A 21613-nucleotide genomic window follows, 5' to 3' on the forward strand; every position below is an offset into this window, starting at 1 on the left:
TTTCCTGGTCGGGACGGAGCGAAGTGGGACGTCGAGCGGGTGTGGTGTGGGCCGCCGCTCGATCGCGCGGGAACGGCACATCCCCCCAGGGGGGTTGATCGGCCAGGGTGACGGTGTCGCAGGTGTGGGAGCCGGATCGCGTGACATGGGTCGACCTCAGCTTCACGTGTCTGACGGTGGGAAAGCCGATCTCGACCGGGATCGGTCCTCAAGAGGGCAGAAGGGGCCCATGGGGTTGCGAGGCCCGTCATGGGAGTGGCCCCCGTTCTTCGTCTTCGCTGGCGAGAATCGTTGCCGTCGACGGCGGCGCGGGTCGCGCCTTCGAGGCGCTCCGCGGAGGTTTCGGCGGAGGGCAGGGCGCGGCGCGGCCCTGCCGCGGGGGGCGGTGCGCGCGATCGACGGGAACGGGAGGGGCACGCGTCGTAGCGTCGCCCCTCGCCTCGGTCTATCCGGCCGCGGAGCCCTCGGGCCGGGTGTCGGTGTCCGGGCCGAACCTGCGGTCGCGTTCGGTCCGCCAGCGCTCCATCATCCCCGCCACCTCTCGCTCCGCGAACTCGAAGAAGGCGACGGTCTCGGTCAGGCGTCGGCCCGCCGGGGTGTCGGGGCCGAGTCCGGCGACACCTTCCCTGAGCGCGTTCCCCCAGTGGCGAAGGACGGCCTCGCGGTTGGTGAGGGCCTCGTACCAGTGGTCGGCGGGCAGGCGGTAGCGCTCGCGACGCGATCCGGGCTCGCGCTCCCGGGACACCATGCGCACCTGTGCCAGGTAGCGCACGGCTCCGGAGACGGCCGCGGGCGAGATCCGCAACTGCGCGCCTAGTTCGGCGGAGGTCATGGCGCCGCTGTCGGAGGCGAGCAGGGCGGCGAAGACGCGGGCCGCCATGCGGGGCAGCCCCGCCTCGACGAGTTGGGCCGCGAAGTGCTCCACGAACCGGGAGACGGTCTCCGGGTCCCGTCCCGTCGCTCCGGCGTTCTCGCGCTTCGGTCGCGTCATGCCTCGATCTTCTCCCTCGCGCGCGGCGCGGCGGTCGTTCACGTGCACGAGTCTACCGGGTGTTTTCGTGGTTCCGTATCTTCACAAAATTCTGAATACCTCGTACATTCTGGGCATGACCAAGGCCATCACCGTCGCGGGGCTGGAGAAGTCCTTCGGACGGACGCGCGCACTGGACGGGCTCGACCTGGAGGTCGACCAAGGAGAAGTACACGGCTTTCTCGGACCGAACGGGGCCGGCAAGTCCACCACCATCCGCGTGCTGCTCGGGTTGCTCCGCGCCGACGCCGGCACGGTCCGGGTCCTCGACCGTGATCCGTGGACGGACGCCGTCGAGCTGCACCGCCGACTCGCGTACGTTCCCGGGGACGTCGAGCTGTGGCCCCACCTGACCGGGGGAGAGGCCATCGACCTCCTCACCCGATTGCGCGGTGGGAGAAGGGGCGGGCGAGGCGCCACCGACCGTCGCGTCCGGAGGCGCCGCGACGAGCTGACCGAACGGTTCGACCTGGATCCGACGAAGAAGGGGCGGTCCTACTCCAAGGGCAACCGGCAGAAGGTCGCCATCGTCGCGGCTCTCGCCTCCGACGCCGAACTGCTCCTCCTCGACGAGCCGACGGCGGGTCTCGACCCGCTGATGGAGGTCGTCTTCCAGGAGGTCGTCGGGGAGGCCAAGGCCGCCGGCAGGACCGTGTTGCTCTCCAGCCACGTCCTGGCCCAAGTGGAGCGACTCGCCGACCGGGTGAGTATCGTCCGGCTCGGTCGCATGGTGGAGTCCGGCAGCCTCGCCGATCTGCGACACCTGGCGCGCACCACCATCGAGGCCGAGACCGCGCTGCCTCCCACCGGACTGGACACCCTGCCCGGCGTCCACGATCTGCGGGTCGACGGGGCTCGGGTGCGCTTCACGGTCGACGGGCCCGAGGTCGGCGCCGCCGTGCGGAAGCTGACCGAGTTCGGCGTTCGCGGTCTGGCGGGTCGCCCCCCGACCCTGGAGGAGCTGATGCTCCGCCACTACGACGACGCGGCACGGCGAGGCGGCCCTCGCGAGGGCCCGCGCGACGGGATCGCATCCCGTGGTCGGGTCGCGGCCGGCGAGCGGGTCGAGAGCGGCGGACCCCTCGACGACGGTCCGGGCGGGGGCGTGCGATGAGCACCACGACGCCCCCCGCCGAGAACCGCGCCGTCGGTGCGCCGGGCGCCGGCCCGGGCTCGACGGCCGGAGCCGGGGCGCTGGTCGGCACCGGCAGCCTGTTCCGCTTCGCGCTGCGCCGCGACCGGCTCCGGCTCGCCGTCTGGATGTCGGCGGTGTCGCTGGGCACACTGGCCGTCGCGAGCAACTTCCGGCAGCTCTACGCCGACCCGGAGGACCGGGCCGACGCCGCCGAGGCGCTGGGCAGCCCGGCGGGGCTGGCCATGTCGGGGCCGCGCGGCTATCTCGACGAGTACACCTTCGGAGCCATGCTGGGTCAGCAGATGCTCGGTTTCACCGCCGTCCTCGTCGGTCTGATGAGCGTGCTGATCGTCACCCGGCACACCCGTGCGGAGGAGGAGACCGGGCGGGCCGAGCTGGTGCGCTCGGCCGTCGTGGGCCGTCACGCACACCTCGCCGCGGCACTCGCCGCGGCCGTGGTGGCCAACCTGGGCGTGGCCCTGCTCCTCGCCCTCGGGCTGCCCGGCCTCGGGATCGACAGCGTCGACGCGAGCGGGTCGCTGCTCTACGGCGCGAGCCACGCGGCGGTGGGAGTCGCCTTCGCAGGGGTGGCCGCGATCACCGTCCAGCTGACGGAGCACTCCCGGGGCGCCACCGGCATGGCCCTCGCCACCATCGGTGTCGCCTACGTGCTGCGCGCCGCCGGAGACAGCGGCGGGAACGAGGCCCTCTCGTGGCTGTCCCCGATCGGATGGGCGCAGCGCACCTACGTCTACGTGGACGATCGTTGGTGGCCCGTGTTCGCCTGCCTGGCGACGGCCGCCCTCTGTGCCGCCGCCGGGTTCGCGCTGTCGACCAGGCGGGACGTGGGAGCGGGACTGCGTCCGCGAGCCCGGGGCGCTGCGTATGCCTCGTCCGTGTTGCTCACCTCGCCCGGCCTCGCGTTCCGCGTGCATCGCGGCGCGCTCCTCGGCTTCGGGGCCGGCCTGACGCTGATGGCCGCCATGTACGGGGCCATCCTCGGGCAGGCGAGCGATCTGCTCCAGGACGTCGACCAGCTCCGGGAAGCCCTCGACCGCCTCGGTGGCGCCGGGCCGGCCGAGGCGTTCGCGTCGATGGTGCTGATGGTGCTGGCCGTCGTGGCGGCGGTCGCCGTGGTGTCGGCGAGCCTGCGACCGCGCGCCGAGGAACTCGCGGGGCGTGCCGAGCCGCTGCTGGCCACCGGTCTGTCCCGCGACCGGTGGCTGGCCGGTCACCTCGTCGTGCCCCTGGTCGGTGGGCCGCTCCTGCTGACGACCGCCGGGCTCGTCCTCGGTCTCACGGGTGCGGCCTCCACCGGTGACCCCGCGCTCGTCGTGCGCCTCACCGTCGCGGCGCTGGCGTACGCGCCGGCTCTGTGGGTCACGGCCGGTGTGGCGGTGGCTCTCTTCGGCTGGTTCCCCCGCGTCGGCTCACTGGTGTGGATCGTGCCCGTGTACGCCTTCGTCGTGGGCTACCTCGGGGAGATCCTGCGGTTTCCCGGTTGGTCGAACACTTTCTCGCCTCTGGGGCACGTGCCGCGGCTGCCCTCCGCGGAGGCCGCCTGGACCCCACTGGTCGTCCTGACTCTGGTGGCCGTGGCCCTGGTGTGGACGGGCCTGGTCGGATTCCGCCGTCGGGACCTGACGACGAGGTGACGGGCGCCCCGCGTCGTGCGGGCCCGGGGACTTCCCGGCGCCCGGGCCCACACTGGCGCGGCAGGGGCGTCGGCCGTCGCGGAGCCCGCTCGTCGCTCTCGTCAGCCGCCGGCGTCGCTGTCGGGGAGCCACAGCGACCAGGCGCCCTCCCGCACGGTCCACGTCCTCGTGCGGACCGGCATGGACTCCCAGGTGTCGGCCTGGTAGCGAAAGTGAGGACCGGACACGGAGAACGTCCTCCCGGTGGCCGTCAGTGGCGGGGTCGTCCCCGCCGGTCGTGCGCGGACCTCGGCCGCACCCGAGCGACCGCACCGCAGCGTGACGCCGGCGACCGGCTTGTCGAGGTCCACCAGTGTCACCCCGTCGACCTCCACCCGGAGCCGGTACGGTCCGCCGGCCGTCGCCCCGCCTCGGGATCGGGACGCCAGCGTGCGAAAGAGCGCGCGGCAGCGCCACAGCCGGCTCGCGCGCGAGGTCCCGCCACGGTCGCCGTGCCCGGCGCTCGCCGGCTCCTCGCCACCGCCCCCGAGGCCGGTGCTGCCGGGGCCGGGCGCCGTGCCCTCGTCCTCGCCGGCGAAGCCGGGCGGGATGCCGACGGTGCCGATCACCACGCCGTCGGTGTCGTCGACCAAGAGGTCGAGCCCGCGCTCGGCGCCGTCCAGCGCGGTCCGAGCCGCCTCCACGGCGTCGGTGGGCACACCCAGCGACCGGGCCAGCTCACGTCGGGGGCCCACCGGTACCACCGCCAGAGCGCACCCCGCCAGCTCACGGTCCCGATGGAGCAGCGACACCGCCCGCACCAGGGCCTGGTCGCCGCCGACCACCACCGGGCGGCGTGATCCCCGTCGCCGCAGCGCCCTGGCGAACTCCTCCGGTCCGTCGGGAAGACAGACCTTGGTGTTCGCCGCACCCGCGCTGAGCACGTCTTTCGCGATGCGGACGGACTCGCCGTCCGTCCGCGGAGCGGACGCGTCGATGACCACCAGCAACTGATCGGACCTCGCGGAAGTCGCCACCTCGGCTCCGCCTCGCTTCCTCGGGTAGCATCTTTGTGCAAGAGCCCCTTGCGCTATTGCGCCAGGGGCTTCGTCTATTCCGGGGCACCCGGTCCGACGGTCGGCGGCCGGCGACGGTCGCGGTAAACGCGGCTGAAAACCTCCGCGTGAGCCCTCGACCATGGACATGCCCCGTCCGGAAGGGGTGTACGCGCGTGCCCGCACTTGTGCTGCTCGGTGCTCAGTGGGGTGACGAGGGCAAGGGAAAGGCCACGGACCTGCTCGGCGGCTCCGTCGACTACGTGGTGCGATACCAGGGCGGCAACAACGCCGGCCACACGGTGGTCGTGGGGGACCAGAAGTACGCCCTCCACCTGCTCCCTTCCGGAATCCTGTCTCCCGGATGCACGCCGGTCATCGGCAACGGCGTCGTCGTCGATCCCTCGGTCCTGCTCTCCGAGCTGAGCGGGTTGAACGAGCGCGGCGTGGACACGTCGAAGCTTCTGATCAGCGGAAACGCGCACATCATCACTCCGTACAACGTGATCGTCGACAAGGTCACGGAGCGTTTCCTGGGCAAGCGGAAGATCGGCACGACCGGCCGAGGCATCGGGCCGACCTACGCTGACAAGATCAACCGGGTGGGCATCCGGGTCCAGGATCTCTACGACGAGTCGATCCTGACACAGAAGGTCGAGGCGGCCCTCGACGCCAAGAACCAGATGCTGACCAAGCTCTACAACCGGCGGGCCATAGAGGCCGGCCAGGTGGTCGAGGAACTGCTGGGCTACGCCGAGCGGATCGCGCCGTATGTCGCGGACACGACGCTGGTGCTGAACCGGGCGCTGGACGAGGACCGGGTCGTCCTCTTCGAGGGCGGCCAGGGGACGCTGCTGGACATCGACCACGGCACCTATCCCTTCGTGACCTCCTCCAACCCCACCGCCGGCGGTGCCTGCACCGGCGCCGGTGTCGGCCCGACCCGGATCAGCCGGGTGATCGGCATCCTCAAGGCCTACACCACCCGCGTCGGTGCCGGCCCCTTCCCGACGGAACTGTTCGACGAGGACGGCGAGGCGCTGCGCTCCATCGGCGGTGAGCGAGGCGTGACCACCGGGCGCGACCGCCGCTGCGGCTGGTTCGACGCGGTGATCGCCCGCTACGCGACCCGTGTCAACGGCCTGACCGACTTCTTCCTCACCAAGCTCGACGTGCTGACCGGCTGGGAGCGGATCCCGGTCTGCGTGGCCTACGAGATCGACGGCCGTCGAGTCGAGGAGCTGCCGTACTCGCAGACGGACTTCCACCACGCCAAGCCGGTCTACGAGACGCTGCCCGGTTGGTCCGAGGACATCACCGGGGCCAAGACCTTCGCCGAGCTGCCGAAGAACGCCCGGAACTACGTCAAGGCCCTGGAGGAGATGTCCGGCGCCCCGATCTCCGCCATCGGCGTCGGACCGGGCCGGGACGAGACCATCGAGATCAATTCCTTCCTCTGACGACCGTCGCGCACCGGGTCTTCCGGGACCCGGTGCGCGGGCCCGCCGGGGGCGGGGCCCACGCGTCGGAGCGGGACGGCGAGCAGGAACGAGCGGACGAACGAGGGAGGCCGACGGATGCGGATCGCGACGCTCACCCGACCGGGTGTCCGGGTGGGTCTGGCGGTGCTCTCGGTCGCCGCGCTCGGTGTGTTCCTCCTCTTCGACGGCGTTCGGGTGACCGCCGCGCCGGAGGGCGGGGATCCCCGGTGCGCCGAGGTGCTCTCCCGACTACCCGACGATCTGCCCGGTGCCGGGCGCGACTGGGCTCCGCTGGGTTCGGGGGACGGGGTGGCGACCTGGGGCGGCCGTTCGGCGGTGCTGCGCTGTGGCGTTCCGGAGCCCTCGCCCACCGTCGACCTCTGCATGACCGTGGACGGCGTGGACTGGGTCCTGGACGAGCGCCGGCTCGACGCGGACGGCGTCAGCGTCCTGACGACCTACGGGCGGTCGCCCGCCGTGGAGGTGGCCTACTCGGGTTCGCGGACCGAGGTCGGTGGAATCCTGGCCTCCGTCGGGCCGGCGGTGGAATGGATCACGCCGGACCGAGGGTGCGTGGGCGTCGGGGATGTCGTCTGACGTGTGGCGGCGCCGGACCGCGGGGGCTCCGCCTCGGGAAGCGAGGGCCGGGCGAGGCGGGACCGACCGCGCCATGGTGTGTCGCCGCCGAGCCGGGCCGTGGGTGGATCAGCTGAAGACGATCATCGAACCTTGGGCCAGGCTCCGGGTCACCGCCGCGTGCAACCCCAGCCAGACGTGCCGCTCCCGGGCGAAGGGGCTCGGGTCGTACGGCGCCGCGGCGGCCGGTTCCTCCAGCCCCGTGGGCGCGGCCGGCGGGCGGGGAGGGGCCGGAGGGTTGGCCGCGTCGATGCCGATGGCCGGGGCGACCGCCTCCAGCTCGCGCAGCAGGGCCTGGGAGGACCCCAACGGTCCTCCGTTGGCGAGAAGTTCCTCGCTGGACAGCGGGGTGGCGAAGTCGATCGGGACGTACGATCCCGCGTGGTCGTAGTGCCATACGAGGTGTGAGCGCTGCGCAGCCGCCTCGAACATCTCCAGCAACTGCTCGTAGTCGCCTCCGAGTTCGTCCACGGGGGTGACCGGGAGCCCGCAGACCCGCAACAGGTGCGCGCGGCGCAGGAAGTGCAGCGCGGCGTAGTCGAAGCCGGCCACGGGCGCGACCTCGCCGGACAAACCCGGCATGTAGGGGTGCACGGGTACCGCGGGCAGTCCGGCCGCGATCAGCACTCTGTCGTACTGGGCGAGTTCCTCGGCGAAGGGGTTGTCGGGTGCGTGGCAGAGGACGTCGACGAGCGGCACCAGCCACAGGTCACATGCCAAGACAGCGCTCCTCACACGGCGGGGTGGTCAGGGCAGGCAGCGTAGTCGGTACCGCTTGTGCGGAGCCCTACCCCGGAGCGGGCGCCCGACCCTCCCCCGGCGGCGTCCGATCCGTCTCGTCCGGTGCGATCCTGTCGATGAGCGCCAACGAGTGGGCGTTGTAGGCGTGGACGATCTCGCGCGCCCCCTCGGTGTCCTGCCGGGCGAGGGCGTCCACGAGATCCGTGTGGTCGGCCCACAGCACCCCCCGCAGATCACCGAGCCGGCGCAGGTGCTGGACCGTGCACACCCAGCTCTGCACCCGGAGTCGGTGCAGGAAGTCGGAGAGGTAGCGGTTGCCGAACATGGTCGACAACTCGCGCCAGTAGCGCAGGTCGTAGCCGATCAGGATGGTGAGATCCCCGGCCGTCGCGGCTCGCTGGGCCTCCTCGCCGCGGCGACGGAGCCCCGCCAGCGCTCCGGTGATCCGCGGATCGTCGAGGCGGGTGTCGCCGTCGACCAGGGACTGGAAGATGCCGTCCGTGACCAGGCCGCGCGCCTGGACCATGCCGCGGAAGTCGACGAGGGAGTACTCGCGGACCCGGAAGCCCCGGTGTTGGTCGGCGTCCAAGAGGCCCTGCGCGGCGAGGTCGACCAGGGCCTCACGCACCGGTGTGGCCGACACGCCGTACTGGTCGGCGATCTCCCGGACGGTGAACTCCTGCCCCGGCTGAAGGCGTCCGGACAGCACCTCGTCGCGGAGGGCCGCGGCTATCTGCTGTCGCAGGGTGCTGCGCGTGACGGCGCCGTTGCCGCTGGGGCCGGCCATGGGCGGGGTCTCCTCGTCGCGATCGGGTGGGGGTGTGCTCTCTCGGCACGGGTCCACCGATGGGGCCGGTGGACCGGTCCTCGCTCACCGGGAGCGCGGAGGTCGGTGAGCCGTCGGTCCCGGCCCGCGCGGATCGCGCTCGCCGCCGGGCCGGAGGCGAGCCTCCCGTCGCATCGGGGTGGGCGCGGTCGCTCCCGGCCGTCCGTGCCGGCTCGTCCATGCTACGAAACACGCCATCGTACCCGCTCCGGGGCGCGTGGCCCCTGGTCGCGGGGCGGCGGGGCAGGTCGGTGCCCCGCGATTCGCGGGGAGGGTCACCCCCGGGGCTCCGGCGGACGCTGTCGCGGCATGTGGGGACGCGGCCCGGCCGGCGGGGGAACCCCGAAGCGCCCCGCCCCCGGCGCGGCCTCGGGGCGGGCCGGGGGGGCGCCCGCCGGGGACGGTCCGGCGGGGGCTTCCGGCGCGGAGCCACCCCCGAACTCCGCCATCCACGCCGCCGTCTCCGCCCGGACCAGCTCCGTCACGTCCTCCGAGAACCGACGCAGGACCGACAGGCACCGCTCGGTGGCCTCCCCCGCGGTGCCCTCCGCGGGCCCGAGGACCTCCCGCACGCTCTCCGACGCCCAGTCGAACTGCAAGGCCTGTACGCGACGCTGCACCGCCTGCGCGGTCGCCATGTCGCGCATCCACCCCGAGGTCACGGCGAAGTAGCGGTCCCCGACGACGCAGGCGAGGCCCAGCAGGAGGGACAGATAGCCCCAGGGCGCCGCCCCGGCCACGACCCCGGTCATGTCGAGCAGCGGAAGCGCGGCGCCCGCGACGGCGCCCGCCGCCGCCCCGCCCCGCAGCAGTCGCGCCCCCCGCCGCTTGCGCGCGCGGCCGGCCAGATACCACTCCACCGTGTCCAGGGCGCCCCGCTCCACCCAGCGGTACAGCTCGTCCAGGCGGTCGGCCGGGCAGGACCAGTCTCCGTGGGGGAACGTCCGCCCCCGCAGGTCGTGCCGCGCCCGCGGCGGTGCGCCGAACCCGGCCCCCTCGCCGACCCGCCCGCCCGGGGACGGCTTCTCGGGCTGCTTCTCCGGCTGACCCACCCGGCACTCCCTAACCGACCCTCGATCACGGTACGTGACGACTGGCGACGCCACGGGCTCGCGTAACCAGGGGTTGACGCGCCGAAACCCTTCCTACCGCCCAATGGGTGGCGAAGGGTCGGTTTCGGCCGTTTTTCCGCCCGTACGGAGGTCTCGATCAGGTATAGGGTCCACCACCGAATCACCCGAAAGAGTGCTGGGGCGAAGCCCGCACGGAGCACGTAGGCTCGTGTCGAACGGCAAAGTACAGCGACAGCGACGACCCCTCGCGGTGAACAGGAGCCGAACGTGATCCCCGGTGGCGGCCAGCCCAACATGCAGCAGTTGCTTCAGCAGGCCCAGAAGATGCAGCAGGACCTGGCGCGGGCCCAGGACGAACTGGCCAGGACGGAGGTCGACGGGCAGGCGGGCGGCGGTCTGGTGCGGGCCACGGTCAACGGCTCGGGGGAGCTGCGGGCGCTGCGCATCGACCCGAAGGCGGTGGACCCCGAGGACACCGAGACGCTCGCCGACCTGGTCGTGGCGGCCGTCCAGGCGGCCAACGAGAACGCCCAGACTCTCCAGCAGCAGAAGCTCGGCCCGCTCGCCGAGGGGTTCGGCGGGGGGATGCCGGGGCTGCCCTTCTGACGGCCGGGGGTCGCCGGTCCCGGCGGCCCCGCGTCGGGGGTCCGCGGTCGGCGTCCCCGCGGATACCGGCTTCTCCGAGCGGCCTCGGCGCTTTACCGTACGTAGTGAGGGAACCCAGGGAAGGGCGGCAGTCCGTTGTACGAAGGCGTGGTCCAGGACCTCATCGACGAGTTGGGGCGGTTGCCCGGCGTCGGTCCCAAGAGCGCGCAGCGGATCGCCTTCCACGTCCTCCAGGCGGAGCCCGCCGACGTGCGTCGCCTCGTCCAGGCCCTGACCGAGGTGAAGGCGCGCGTCCGGTTCTGCGTCGTCTGCGGCAACGTGGCGCAGGAAGAGCGGTGCGCGGTCTGCCGCGACGCCCGCCGCGACCCGGGCGTGATCTGCGTGGTGGAGGAGCCCAAGGACGTGGTCGCCATCGAGCGCACCCGCGAGTTCCGGGGCCGCTACCACGTGCTGGGCGGGGCGATCAGCCCCATCGACGGCATAGGGCCCGACGACCTGCGCATCCGCGAGCTTCTCGCACGGTTGGCGGACGGTTCGGTCGGGGAGCTGATCCTGGCCACCGACCCGAACCTGGAGGGCGAGGCCACGGCCACGTACCTGGCTCGCATGATCAAGCCCATGGGCCTCAAGGTCACCCGCCTGGCCAGCGGCCTCCCGGTGGGTGGCGACCTGGAATACGCGGACGAGGTGACTCTCGGCCGGGCCTTCGAGGGGAGACGACTCCTAGATGTCTGACGCCACGCTGCACGCGACCCATCAGAATCCCGACGACTTCGCGGTCCAGATCGCGGATCAGATCGAGAGCTTCCTGGTCGCCGTCACGGAGGTGGCCAGGGGCGACGAGCCGGACTCGGCGGTCCCCTTCCTCCTGCTGGAGGTCTCCCAGCTCCTGCTGGCGGGCGGTCGCCTGGGGGCCCACGAGGACATCCTCCCGGAGGAGCGCTACGAGCCGGACTCCGGCCCGGAGCAGGACGTGGACGAACTCCGCGAGAACCTCGCCCGGATCCTGGAGCCCATCGACGTCTACTCCGAGGTCTTCGACCCCTATGAGCCGCGCAAGGCCCCCGTCCCGGCCCGCATCTCGCACGATCTGACCGACGTCATCACCGACCTCCGCCACGGCATGGCCCACTACCGGGCAGGTCGCACGACGGAGGCCCTGTGGTGGTGGCAGTTCTCCTACTTCTCGAACTGGGGCTCCACGGCCTCCGCCGCGCTGCGCGCGTTGCAGTCGGTCGTGGCCCATGTCCGGCTCAACCAGCCGCTGGCGGAGCTCGACGGCCTGGACACCGACCAGCACGCGGGCGACGAGACCCTGGAGGCGGAGGCCGGGCAGGTCATGGCGGAGGAGTTGGCCCGCCCGCTCGGCATGCGCCCGGTATGACGAGCGCTCCCGGCGGGTCGAAACCTCCACGAGCGTTTCTGTGACACACGGCACTTTCCCGAGTGAGGGCGGCGGCGATGGGCATGAGCCGTCCTGAGCGGGCCGGGTCTCACCATGCGACATCGCGGGGCTGAAATCCGGACGCTCGATAGACTGAGCCGACCGCGGTGCGGCACGCACGCGCGGACAGAGACGGAATGAGCGAGGAGCGCACGTGGGCCTTGTCGTGCAGAAGTACGGAGGTTCCTCCGTAGCCGATGCCGAGGGCATCAAGCGCGTCGCCAAGCGAATCGTGGAAGCGAAGAAGAACGGCAACCAGGTGGTCGCCGTGGTCTCCGCGATGGGCGACACGACGGACGAGCTGATCGATCTCGCCGAGCGGGTTTCCCCCATCCCGGCGGGTCGGGAGCTGGACATGCTCCTGACCGCGGGGGAGAGGATCTCCATGGCGCTGCTGGCCATGGCGATCAAGAACCTGGGTCACGAGGCCCAGTCCTTCACGGGCAGCCAGGCCGGTGTCATCACCGACTCCGTCCACAACAAGGCCCGGATCATCGATGTCACCCCGGGTCGTATCCGCACCTCCGTGGACGAGGGCAACATCGCCATCGTGGCGGGCTTCCAGGGCGTGAGCCAGGAGCGCAAGGACATCACGACCCTGGGCCGCGGCGGGTCGGACACGACGGCGGTGGCGCTGGCCGCCGCGCTGGACGCGGACGTCTGCGAGATCTACACCGACGTCGACGGCGTCTTCACCGCCGACCCCCGTGTGGTGAAGAAGGCCCGCAAGATCGACTGGATCTCCTTCGAGGACATGCTCGAACTGGCGGCGTCCGGATCCAAGGTGCTGCTCCACCGTTGTGTGGAGTACGCCCGCCGCTACAACATCCCGATCCATGTCCGCTCCAGCTTCAGCGGGCTGCGGGGCACCTGGGTCAGCAGTGAACCGATCAACCAAGGGGACAAGCCGGTGGAGCAGGCCATCATCTCCGGAGTCGCGCACGACACCTCCGAGGCCAAGGTCACGGTCGTCGGCGTCCCGGACAAGCCGGGCGAGGCGGCGGCCATCTTCCGCTCGATCGCCGACGCCGAGATCAACATCGACATGGTCGTGCAGAACGTCTCCGCGGCGTCCACGGGGCTGACCGACATCTCCTTCACCCTGCCCAAGACCGAGGGCCGCAAGGCCATCGACGCGCTGGAGAAGAACAAGGCCGCGATCGGCTTCGACTCCCTGCGCTACGACGACCAGATCGGCAAGATCTCGCTGGTCGGTGCCGGGATGAAGACCAATCCGGGGGTCACCGCGGACTTCTTCACCGCGTTGTCCGACGCCGGTGTCAACATCGAGCTCATCTCGACCTCCGAGATCCGCATCTCGGTCGTCACGCGCAAGGACGACGTCAACGAGGCCGTCCGCGCCGTGCACACCGCCTTCGGGCTGGATTCCGACAGCGACGAGGCCGTCGTCTACGGAGGCACCGGCCGCTGATGGCCGGTCCCGGAAGGCAGCCGGGCGGGTCCGGAGCCGCCGTCCGCCCGACGCTCGCGGTCGTCGGCGCGACCGGCGTCGTCGGTTCGGTGCTGCTCCGGATCCTGTCCCAGCGCGCGGACGTCTGGGGGGAGATCCGCCTGGTCTCCTCCCCTCGCTCGGCCGGCCGCCGACTGGTGGTGCGCGGCGAGGAGGTCGAGGTGGTGGCCCTGGACGAGGCCGCCTTCGATGGCGTGGACATCGCCTTGTTCCACGTACCGGACGAGGTGTCCGCGAAATGGGCGCCCGTCGCCGCGGCGCGGGGCGTGGTCGTCGTGGACGGCTCCGCCGCCTTCCGGGCCGATCCCGACGTGCCGTTGGTCGTGCCCGAGGTCAACCGCCACGCCGTGCGCTCCCGTCCGCGAGGGATCGTCTCGTCCCCCGGCGGCACCACGCTGTCCATGATCGTCACGCTCGGCGCCCTGCACGCCGAGTTCGGCCTGCGCGACGTGGTCGTCTCGACCTACCAGGCGGCGAGCGGCGCGGGGAGGACGGGCGCGGAGACGCTGCGCCGCCAACTCTCCCTGGTGGCCGGAACCGACCTGGGGACCCGACCCGGCGACGTCCGACGGGCGGTCGGCGACGACACCGGTCCCTTCCCCGAACCGGTCGCCCTGAACGTCGTCCCGTGGGTCGGGACGGCGTGCGAGGACGGCTGGTCCTCGGAGGAGATGGGCGTGCGGGAGGAGTGCCGGAAGGTCCTCGGACTGCCCCGGTTGCCGATGGCGGTGACCTGCGTGAGGGTCCCCGTGGTCACCACCCACTCCCTGACCGTCCACGCCCGCTTCGAGGCTCCCGTGACCGTCGGGCGGGCCCGGGACATCGTCGCCGCGGCGCCCGGAGTCGTGCTCTTCGACGACCCCGCGGCCGGGGAGTTCCCGACCCCGACGGACGCCGTGGGCACCGATCCGACCTGGGTCGGACGGGTGCGCGCGGCCCTGGACGACCCGACCGCGCTCGAACTCTTCGTGTGCGGCGACAACCTCCGCAAGGGCGCCGCGCTGAACACCGCCCAGATCGCCGAGTCGGTGGCCGCCGAGCTCGCCTGACCTCGCGGCGCGGGAAGGCCGGAGGCGACGGCGGGCGTCCCCTTTGGGGCACCTGTGTACTTCTTGTGATCCATCCGTTGTCGGGATCACTTGAAGATCTGCCCGGTGACGTCGGAGGATGCTGCTCCCGCCCTCCGCCACCCGCGGACGCGGGGGGCGCTCCACCACCGCCCGGATCCCACCCGATCCGAGGTGAGGGGCGCCGAGGGCGGGGCGTGGGGACGTCCCGCCGACGTCTTCACGGGGGGAGCGGGGCGGATGCGAAGGAACGGGACACCCGGACGGGTGCCGGGGGACGACAGCGCGCACACGGCGGAAGCGGCGTACAACCCTTCCGGGACGGCGGGTGTCCAACCGGCGTGGCAGACGTACTCGAACTTCGCCCGCTCTTCGAGCGGAGCGCGCCCCCGGGGGCGCGCGGCCGGTCCGGCCCGTGCTCGCCCCGCCGGGCGTCCCGCCCCCTGCGGCCGGACCCGGCCGACGGCGAGCCGGTGACCACACCGATGACCGCAGCGCACCCGGCACGTCTGCCGAGCCCGCGCGGGGGTGCCGACGAGGTCGTGGCGGGCACCACCGTCGACCACCTCACCGAGACCTACCGCACCCACTACCGGTCGTTGCTCGGCTTGGCGGCCCTGCTGCTGGACGACACCGCGTCCTGCGAGGACGTCGTCCAAGAGGCCTTCATCCGGGTCCACTCCGCGCGCAGACGCGTCCGAGACCGGGACAAGACGCTGGCCTACCTGCGCCAGACCGTCGTCAACCTCTCCCGGTCCACGCTGCGCCGCCGAATCCTGGGCCTCAGGCTGCTGTCCAAGCCGATGCCCGACATGGCCAGCGCCGAGGAGGGCGCATACGACCGGTTGGAACGCGACTCCCTGATCAAGGCCATGAAGGGGCTCCAACGACGCCAGCGCGAGGTCCTCGTTTTGCGCTACTTCGCCGACATGACCGAGTCACAGGTGGCCGAGACGTTGGGGATATCGCTCGGCTCGGTCAAGGCCTACGGCTCCCGCGGCATCGCCGCGCTGCGCGTGACCATGGAGGCGGCCAAGTGAGCGGCGGACCCGACGGACGGTGGCCCGACCATCCCCTCGACCGGTGCGACCGGCCGACGCCCCCCGGTGAACCGGCACGCGACGAGGTGCCCGGGGCACGCGCCGAACTCCCGGGCCGCGACGCGTACGGTGGCACGGCGCGGTGGGCGCCGGCGCGAGAGGCGGACGTGCCCTCCTCCGACGAGGCGGCCCTGCGAGGCATGCTGCACGACGCGGTGCGGGAGGTGCGACCGCGCGACGGCGCCCTGGACCACCTGCGCCGCGCGGTGCCCGCCCGGCGCGCCCGCAAGCGCCAGGCCCTGGTCGGAGCGGCGGCCGTGGTGATGTTGGTCGGCACCGCCGTTCCCGCGCTCACGCACGCCACCGGGTCGGGACCTTCCCCGGCCGGTCGCGAGGTCGCGGACCACGCCGCCGAGGCGGAGGACGGGAGCGGGGCGGGCGAGAACCCGGCCGGCGGCAGCGGCGGCAGCGTCGACGGTGACGGTCCGACGGCCGGGGAGGAGAAGCGGGCCCCGGCCGCGGACGAGCGCGAAGAGCCGACGGGCGAGCCGGGCGGCCCCACCGACGGAGGAGAACCCTCCGCCGAGGCGCCGACCGCGCCCGCCTGCACGGCGGACCGGCTCGGACCCGTCGGTGGATCGACGGCCGCGCCCGACTCCGCCGGGGTGGTACACGGCGTGTTCCGCGTCGCCAACGCCTCCTCGGAGGCGTGCGTGGTCACCGGGCCCGGCACGGTGCGGGCGACGGCGGAGGGCGCGGCGGACCCCGCCCGGGTGGACACCACGCGTCACACGGCGGGGGACACCGTGGTCGGGCTCCCCGACCCCCGGCTGGAGCAGCCGGGGCTCACGCTCGCGCCGGGCGCCGCGTACGAGGTGCGCTTCGCCTGGGTGCCGTCGGAGAGCTGTCCCACCCGGACCGGTCCCGGTGGGACGGTGGACGAGAGGGGCGAGGGCGGCGAGGGCGACGCCGTCGAGGACGGCGAGCCCGCCCCCGAGTCGCCGACGGAGGAGGGAACGGCGGGCGTCGAGGGCGCGGACGTCGCCGGTGGCACGGCCTACGCCGAGGACTTCGGACTCGCGCCCCAGCTGACAGCGGAGGACGCCCCCGGCGGTGGCGGGGTCGTCGTCGGCTGGACCCCCGACACCGCGCCTGGCGACGCGCGGGACGCCGGGGCGGCGGTGGAGGAGGCCACCGCCAGGATCGCGGACGCCTGTGCCGGAACCGTGTACTGGACCGGCGTGCTGGGCGCGTCCTAGCGTCCGTGGGGGGCGGGCGGATCGCGCCTCCTCGCGCCGCCCGCACGCCGCTCCGCGCCCGGTAACTCGCGGCGGGCGGCACCCTCCCGGGAGCCCGAGTGGCGCGCCGCGCCCCCGGGGAGGGCCGGCCGCGCCCCGCCGGGGCGCTAGGAGCGCGCGGCGTCGGCGAGACCGGCCGCCTCGTCGCCCCGGCCCGCCTCGGCGTCGCGGGCCAGCTCCACTTCGCGCCGTACCAGGCGGAACCACATGAAGACCACGAATCCGGCGAACGCGAACCACTCCGCCGTGTAGCCGAGGTTCTGGAACGCCTTGAGGTCCAGACCGGTGTTGTCGGGCGTGCCGACGGGCGCCGCGCTCATCCCCGAGTCGCCCTCGTTCAAGGTGATCCAGGCGTCGTACACGTCGTAGGGCACCTGGTTCACCAGGATGGCCGTGCTCACCGAGGCGATCCGACCGGCGGGCGCGCCTCCGCCGAGCGTGCCGGGACTCTCCGACGCGTGCAGTGCCCCCACCACGTCGACCTCGCCGCCCGGTGGCGCCGGGGCGCGGGCCGGGTCGGGCTCGCCGGGGAGCCAGCCCCGGACGACGGGCAGGGCAGGGCCTTCGTCGGTGCGCAGCAGGGTGAGCACGTAGAAGCCGGTGCGGCCGTCCAGCTCGCGGTCCGGCACCAGGAGTTGCTCCGCGTAGCGCCCGCTCGCGGTCGCCTGGCCGCCGACGGTGGACCGGTCCACCGGGAGCAGTTCCCCCACGGGGCGTGCGGGTTCCCGGCGAGCCTCGTCGGCCTGGGCCTCGGCGGTCCGGTGGACCTCGACCCGGTCCTCGAACCGGCCCAGCTGCCACGACCCCATGAACACGCAGAAGGGGATCGAGAGCGCGAGGAAGACGTTGATCCCCCACCACCGGGGCGTCAGCAGAAACCGGTACACGACCCCCACGGTACGGGGCGCGGGTCGGAGAGCCGGGCGCGGGTCCGGGCGGTCCCCGGCCCCACGATCCGCGCCGTGCGTCCGGGGTGCGCGGCGTCGCCGGAGGGGCGGCGAGGCCCCCGACGTCGGCCCGGGGAGGCAAGGGGCGGCGGGCGGGGGGCCCGGGGAGGCACTATGGGGCCATGACTGAGGAGCGCATCGGGTCCGACCCGCGGGACGGGCGGGGACAGGAACGGCAAGGGCGTGAGCGCCCGACGGGCGAGGGGGAGGAGCGTGGGCAGGCCGCGCGCGAGGGGCGCGTCCCGGGCGGGAGCGCGGATCGCGACGGCGTGACCACGCCCGACTGGGAGAAGCGGTTCCGTGCGCCGCGTGTCTCGTTGCCGGACTGGGCGGAGAACGCCCCCGACCGTTCCCTGTTCGTGTCGAACGCCACGGGGACGTACGAGCTGTACGCCTGGGACCGCTCGACCGACGAGCGGCGGCAGGTCACGTCCCGGCCCAACGGCACCACCGATGGGACGCTCTCCCCGGACGGCGAGTGGATCTGGTGGTTCGACGACAAGGACGGCGACGAGTTCGGGGTGTGGCGCCGGCAGCCTTTCGTGGGAGGCGAGGACGAACTGGCGGTACCCGGGCTCGACCCCTCCTACCCGGCGGGTCTCGCGCTCGGCAGGGACGGGCGCACGGCGGTCGTGGGACGGTCCACCGACGAGGAGGGGACGACGATCCACGTGGCCCGCCTCGGCGAGGCGCCCCGCGAGATCTACCGGCACCGCGAGTCGGCCGGCGTCGGCGATCTCTCCCACGACGGTTCGTTGATCGCCGTCGAGCACACCGAGCACGGCGACGCCACGCACTCGGCGCTGCGCGTCGTGCGGGTCGACGGCTCGACCGTCGCCGAACTCGACGACACCGAGGGCGGCACCGAGGAACTGGGGCTGGAGGCCCTCGGGTTCGCCCCGGTGTCCGGCGACACCCGGCTCCTCGTCGGACACCAGCGGAAGGGCCGCTGGGAGCCGATGGTCTGGGACGTCGCCACCGGGGAGGAGACGGAGCTGGCACTGGAACTGCCGGGCGACGTGAGCGCCGAGTGGTACCCGGACGGCACCGGGCTGCTGATCGTGCACGGCTTCGAGGCCCGCAGCGAGCTGTTCCGGTACGACCTGGCCCGCCGCGAGCTGGTGGAGATCCCCACCCCACCCGGCACCGTGTCCGGCGCCACCGCCCGCCCGGACGGCACCGTGGAGTACCAGTGGTCCTCCGCCGCGCTGCCCTCCACGGTCCGTTCCACCACCGGGCACGTGGTCCTGGACCCGCCCGGCTCGCGGTCGCCGGGGTCCGTCCCCGTCCAGGACGCGTGGGTCGAGGGTCCCGGGGGCCGGATCCACGCGCTGGTGCAGAGGCCGGCGGGCGCGACCGGCCCGGTGCCGACGGTCTTCGACATCCACGGCGGACCCACCTGGCACGACAGCGACTCCTTCGCCGCCGGCCCGGCCGCCTGGGTCGACCACGGGTACGCCGTGGTCCGGGTCAACTACCGCGGTTCCACCGGGTACGGACGCGCCTGGACCGACGCGCTCAAGCACCGGGTGGGACTCATCGAGTTGGAGGACATCGCCGCGGTGCGGGAGTGGGCGGTGCGGTCGGGGTTGGCGGACCCCGAGCGGATCGTCCTCACCGGCGGCTCCTGGGGCGGCTACCTCACGCTGCTGGGCCTGGGAACCCAGCCGGGGCTGTGGACCCTGGGCATCGCCGCCGTCCCCGTGGCCGACTACGTGACGGCGTACCACGACGAGATGGAGGGGCTGAGGGCCCTCGACCGGACCCTGCTCGGCGGCACGCCGGAGGAGGTCCCGGAGCGCTACGCCGCGTCCTCCCCGCTGACGTACGTCGACGCCGTGCGGGCCCCGGTGTACATCTCGGCGGGGGTCAACGACCCCCGGTGTCCGATCCGGCAGATCGAGAACTACGTCGCCCGCCTGGAAGCGCGCGGCGCGGTCCACGAGGTGTACCGGTACGACGCGGGGCACGGCTCCCTGGTCGTCGACGAACGGCTCAAGCAGGTCCGGCTGGAGCTGGACTTCGCCGCCCGCCATCTGCCGGACCGTTCCTGACCCGGCGGCGTCCGGCCGGGTCGGGCGCCGGTCGGGGGCGCGGGGGGAGAGACGGGCGCGTGGCAGCGGGCGTGGGGCGGGTCGGGGGCCCGAGGGAGCCGACGCGCCCCCGCCCGGCGCGGGGCGGGGTCGGTGCGCTCCGCCGGCGCCCCGACTCTCACGCGTCCGCCCCCTCCCGGCGTCGGCGTCTTCCCGTCAGCTCGGCCAGACCCTGTCGCGTCGCCGCCATGACCACCCGGTCGCCGCCCCGCAGCACGTACGTGTCGGGCAGGTCCCACACCAGCCCCGAGGGCAGCGGAGGTCCCGCGCGGCCGTCGCCTCGGGGGCCGGGCGTGCCCGCCGAGGCGCCCATGTCCAGGGCGAGCACCCGCCATGCCCCGGCCCGGAACGCCTCCCCGACCGTGCGGCCCTCCAACTGCGGCTGCCCCGCGACCGTCACCGCCGCGAAGAGCAGGACGCGGCGCTCCACCGGAATCGCCCCCAGGATCTGCCGGCCCATCACGGCCCCGGCGAACGCGGGAGCCGCCAGTTGGGTGACGCTGCGGCTGCGCGTGAGGGCCCTGGGGTGGGTGGCGCGCAGCGTGCGGTACACGGCCGTGGAGAAGTCGTCGTCGAACAGGCGCATGACCACCGACAGGTCGGACCGCACGGACCGGGCGTACAGGACGGCCTCCAGGTTGGTGCTGTCGACGCTGGTCAGAGCCAGGAGCGACCGGGCCTTGTGGATCTTCGCGGCCTCCAGGACGCCTTCCTGCGTGGCGTCCCCCACCACCACCGGCACGCGCAGCCGCAGTGCGGTCGCCATGCCTCGCGCGTCGGGATCGGCCTCCACGCACACCACGGGGATGTGCCGTTCCCTGAGCCGGGTCAGTACACGGGTGCCGACCTTGCCGAGGCCCAACAGCACGACGTGTTCCTTGAGCCCCCGAGGCGGACCGCGCAGCGCCGAGGCGGTCCGGAAGGTCCCGAGTGCCTCCAGCGCCGCCGCGAGAAGCACCGGCAGCAGCAGCAGGCCCGTCAGCCCCGTCAGGAGCTGGAGGATCTGCTCTCCCAGGGGCCGGCCGACGGCCGGGTCGTTGATGGCGAACAGGTTCAGGAGAGTGATGTAGACGGCGTGCGGCGGATCGTCCGGGCCGAGAATCGCCAACGCGACCGTCAGAGCGGCCACACAGGCCGCCAACCCCGCCAGCGACCACCGCAGCCGATGGGAGAAGAGCGAGGCGAACGGAGGGACCGCCGCCCGCCTGGGCGGCGCCGGCGGACCGGCGTAGGCGACCTCCTCCAGGGCGACGATGCCACGCCCGGTGGCGGCGTCGACCGCCGCCTGGTCGGGCAGCAGACTCGGTTCCTCGTCGGAGCTTGCCGAACCGGCGCGCCCGGAGTCGCCGGCGCCGTTGGAGGAGAGAAGCGCCAGCGCGCACAGCCCCGGATCGGCGACCTCGCCCTCGGAGGGCGGCTGCCGCTCTACGGCGCGCAGAAGCAGCCCGTCCGTCTCGACGACCTTGCTGGTCCCGACGAGTGTCGTGGCGACAAGCGCGGGCGCCGCGGTGTCGGCGTCGGACAGCACCGTGGTCGAGGCGTCAAGCCCGGCCGTTCGCGGATCGCCCGCGGCCAGTGTCGCGGCCTGGTCCAGGAGCGCCTCGATGTGCTGTCCCAACCGCCGGTTGTACAGCCGGAGCACCAGCCTGAGACGCGGGTTGAGACGGCGGGCGGTGAGCGCGGCCCGGATGTTGGTCTCGTCGTCGTCGTACACCAAGGCCAGCGCCGCGGCGCGCTCCACGCCCGCGGCGGCCAGGACGCTCTCCGTCGGCTCCGCGGCGTCCAGTTCCCGCCCCGCGCGGCCAGGTTCGAGCACCCCCGTCCGGTTGACGGCCGAGTTGACCAGGTCCAGCAACGCCACCGACGCCGCCCGCGCCCGACCCACGACCGGCTGCCGGATTCGCCGCCCGGAGGGCGGGGCGACGAGCGTGACCCTCTCGCCGTACACGTCGCGCAACTCCGCCGCGAGCCGGTGCGCGAGACCGTCGTCACCACACACCACCATGTGCGCGTCCGGTTCGCCCGGCGGACTTTGG

The 21613-nt window shown here is 73.2% G+C and carries 19 protein-coding genes; 12 read left to right on the forward strand and 7 right to left on the reverse strand.

The genetic code is table 11. The annotated features are described in order from the left end of the window. Positions 1–445: 445 nt before the first annotated feature. A complete protein-coding gene (locus JEK78_RS09975) occupies positions 446–991 on the reverse strand; it encodes a MarR family transcriptional regulator (protein ID WP_200263729.1) in 546 nt (181 codons plus the stop codon). A 115-nt stretch (positions 992–1106) separates the two neighbouring features. Between JEK78_RS09975 and JEK78_RS09980 the strand changes: the two genes are divergently transcribed. Then, the gene (locus tag JEK78_RS09980) at positions 1107–2144 is read left to right on the forward strand and encodes an ABC transporter ATP-binding protein (RefSeq protein ID WP_200263730.1); all 1038 of its coding nucleotides are present in this window, start codon (positions 1107–1109) and stop codon (positions 2142–2144) included. Next, complete coding sequence (locus JEK78_RS09985) at positions 2141–3820, forward strand: ABC transporter permease (protein ID WP_242483329.1); 1680 nt, start codon at positions 2141–2143, stop codon at positions 3818–3820. Before JEK78_RS09980 ends, JEK78_RS09985 begins: the two co-directional genes overlap by 4 nt. Before the next feature lie 101 nt (positions 3821–3921). Here the strand turns inward: JEK78_RS09985 and JEK78_RS09990 are convergent, their stop codons facing one another. Then, on the reverse strand, positions 3922–4836 hold the full coding sequence (locus JEK78_RS09990; protein ID WP_242483330.1) for a diacylglycerol kinase family protein: 915 nt from the start codon (positions 4834–4836) through the stop codon (positions 3922–3924). Between the two features lie 194 nt (positions 4837–5030). Between JEK78_RS09990 and JEK78_RS09995 the strand changes: the two genes are divergently transcribed. Both JEK78_RS09995 and JEK78_RS10000 read left to right on the forward strand, forming a co-directional pair. After that, positions 5031–6314 (forward strand): adenylosuccinate synthase, encoded by a 1284-nt coding sequence (locus JEK78_RS09995; protein ID WP_200263731.1) that lies wholly within the window; start codon positions 5031–5033, stop codon positions 6312–6314. A gap of 117 nt (positions 6315–6431) precedes the next feature. Beyond that, a complete protein-coding gene (locus tag JEK78_RS10000; RefSeq protein ID WP_200263732.1) occupies positions 6432–6932 on the forward strand; it encodes a DUF3515 family protein in 501 nt (166 codons plus the stop codon). 108 nt (positions 6933–7040) lie between these two features. Here the strand turns inward: JEK78_RS10000 and JEK78_RS10005 are convergent, their stop codons facing one another. The 3 genes from JEK78_RS10005 to JEK78_RS10015 all read right to left on the reverse strand — a co-directional run bounded on the left by JEK78_RS10005 (position 7041) and on the right by JEK78_RS10015 (position 9590). Next, positions 7041–7691, reverse strand: coding sequence for a hypothetical protein (locus tag JEK78_RS10005; protein ID WP_200263733.1), 651 nt, complete (start codon positions 7689–7691; stop codon positions 7041–7043). Between the two features lie 67 nt (positions 7692–7758). Beyond that, positions 7759–8499 carry a GntR family transcriptional regulator gene (locus JEK78_RS10010; protein WP_200263734.1) on the reverse strand — a complete coding sequence of 247 codons (741 nt, stop codon included), beginning with the start codon at positions 8497–8499 and terminating at the stop codon, positions 7759–7761. Positions 8500–8813: 314 nt separating this feature from the next. Then, on the reverse strand, positions 8814–9590 hold the full coding sequence (locus JEK78_RS10015) for an SLATT domain-containing protein (protein ID WP_200263735.1): 777 nt from the start codon (positions 9588–9590) through the stop codon (positions 8814–8816). A 288-nt stretch (positions 9591–9878) separates the two neighbouring features. Here JEK78_RS10015 and JEK78_RS10020 point away from each other — a divergent pair, with 288 nt between their 5' ends. The 7 genes from JEK78_RS10020 (at position 9879) to JEK78_RS10050 (ending at position 16498) form a co-directional block, all read left to right on the forward strand. Next, entirely contained in the window at positions 9879–10217 is a 339-nt protein-coding gene (locus JEK78_RS10020) for a YbaB/EbfC family nucleoid-associated protein (RefSeq protein WP_200263736.1), read from the forward strand. A 135-nt stretch (positions 10218–10352) separates the two neighbouring features. Beyond that, complete coding sequence (recR, locus tag JEK78_RS10025) at positions 10353–10952, forward strand: recombination mediator RecR (protein ID WP_200263737.1); 600 nt, start codon at positions 10353–10355, stop codon at positions 10950–10952. Next, positions 10945–11601: a DUF5063 domain-containing protein gene (locus tag JEK78_RS10030; protein WP_200263738.1), complete on the forward strand. Its 657-nt coding sequence runs from the start codon at positions 10945–10947 to the stop codon at positions 11599–11601. The genes recR and JEK78_RS10030 overlap by 8 nt, the downstream gene beginning before the upstream one ends. Positions 11602–11815: 214 nt before the next feature. Continuing rightward, the gene (locus JEK78_RS10035) at positions 11816–13093 is read left to right on the forward strand and encodes an aspartate kinase (RefSeq protein ID WP_200263739.1); all 1278 of its coding nucleotides are present in this window, start codon (positions 11816–11818) and stop codon (positions 13091–13093) included. After that, positions 13093–14181: an aspartate-semialdehyde dehydrogenase gene (locus JEK78_RS10040; RefSeq protein WP_200263740.1), complete on the forward strand. Its 1089-nt coding sequence runs from the start codon at positions 13093–13095 to the stop codon at positions 14179–14181. The genes JEK78_RS10035 and JEK78_RS10040 overlap by 1 nt, the downstream gene beginning before the upstream one ends. Positions 14182–14684: 503 nt before the next feature. Beyond that, positions 14685–15239 (forward strand): SigE family RNA polymerase sigma factor, encoded by a 555-nt coding sequence (locus JEK78_RS10045; RefSeq protein ID WP_200263741.1) that lies wholly within the window; start codon positions 14685–14687, stop codon positions 15237–15239. Further along, on the forward strand, positions 15236–16498 hold the full coding sequence (locus tag JEK78_RS10050; protein ID WP_242483331.1) for a hypothetical protein: 1263 nt from the start codon (positions 15236–15238) through the stop codon (positions 16496–16498). Before JEK78_RS10045 ends, JEK78_RS10050 begins: the two co-directional genes overlap by 4 nt. 146 nt (positions 16499–16644) lie before the next feature. On the opposite strand, the gene JEK78_RS10055 is transcribed toward JEK78_RS10050, so the two are convergent. Next, positions 16645–17424: an SURF1 family protein gene (locus JEK78_RS10055; RefSeq protein WP_200263742.1), complete on the reverse strand. Its 780-nt coding sequence runs from the start codon at positions 17422–17424 to the stop codon at positions 16645–16647. Between the two features lie 182 nt (positions 17425–17606). On the opposite strand from JEK78_RS10055, the gene JEK78_RS10060 reads away from it, so the two are divergent. Further along, the gene (locus JEK78_RS10060; RefSeq protein ID WP_200263743.1) at positions 17607–19538 is read left to right on the forward strand and encodes a prolyl oligopeptidase family serine peptidase; all 1932 of its coding nucleotides are present in this window, start codon (positions 17607–17609) and stop codon (positions 19536–19538) included. A 157-nt stretch (positions 19539–19695) separates the two neighbouring features. Here JEK78_RS10060 and JEK78_RS10065 read toward each other — a convergent pair whose 3' ends face one another. Then, positions 19696–21582 (reverse strand): potassium channel protein, encoded by a 1887-nt coding sequence (locus JEK78_RS10065; RefSeq protein ID WP_200264086.1) that lies wholly within the window; start codon positions 21580–21582, stop codon positions 19696–19698. Between the last annotated feature and the right edge of the window lie 31 nt (positions 21583–21613).

It is taken from the genome of Streptomyces sp. HSG2 (genome assembly GCF_016598575.1).
Taxonomy (GTDB): Bacteria; Actinomycetota; Actinomycetes; order Streptomycetales; family Streptomycetaceae; genus Streptomyces.

Coding starts and splice junctions, on each gene's coding strand:
- JEK78_RS09975 (WP_200263729.1), bottom strand. CDS start 991: ATGACGCGACCGAAGCGCGAGAACGCCGGAGCGACGGGACGGGACCCG.
- JEK78_RS09980 (WP_200263730.1), top strand. CDS start 1,107: ATGACCAAGGCCATCACCGTCGCGGGGCTGGAGAAGTCCTTCGGACGG.
- JEK78_RS09985 (WP_242483329.1), top strand. CDS start 2,141: ATGAGCACCACGACGCCCCCCGCCGAGAACCGCGCCGTCGGTGCGCCG.
- JEK78_RS10000 (WP_200263732.1), top strand. CDS start 6,432: ATGCGGATCGCGACGCTCACCCGACCGGGTGTCCGGGTGGGTCTGGCG.
- JEK78_RS10010 (WP_200263734.1), bottom strand. CDS start 8,499: ATGGCCGGCCCCAGCGGCAACGGCGCCGTCACGCGCAGCACCCTGCGA.
- JEK78_RS10030 (WP_200263738.1), top strand. CDS start 10,945: ATGTCTGACGCCACGCTGCACGCGACCCATCAGAATCCCGACGACTTC.
- JEK78_RS10040 (WP_200263740.1), top strand. CDS start 13,093: ATGGCCGGTCCCGGAAGGCAGCCGGGCGGGTCCGGAGCCGCCGTCCGC.
- JEK78_RS10045 (WP_200263741.1), top strand. CDS start 14,685: ATGACCGCAGCGCACCCGGCACGTCTGCCGAGCCCGCGCGGGGGTGCC.
- JEK78_RS10060 (WP_200263743.1), top strand. CDS start 17,607: ATGACTGAGGAGCGCATCGGGTCCGACCCGCGGGACGGGCGGGGACAG.
- JEK78_RS10065 (WP_200264086.1), bottom strand. CDS start 21,582: ATGGTGGTGTGTGGTGACGACGGTCTCGCGCACCGGCTCGCGGCGGAG.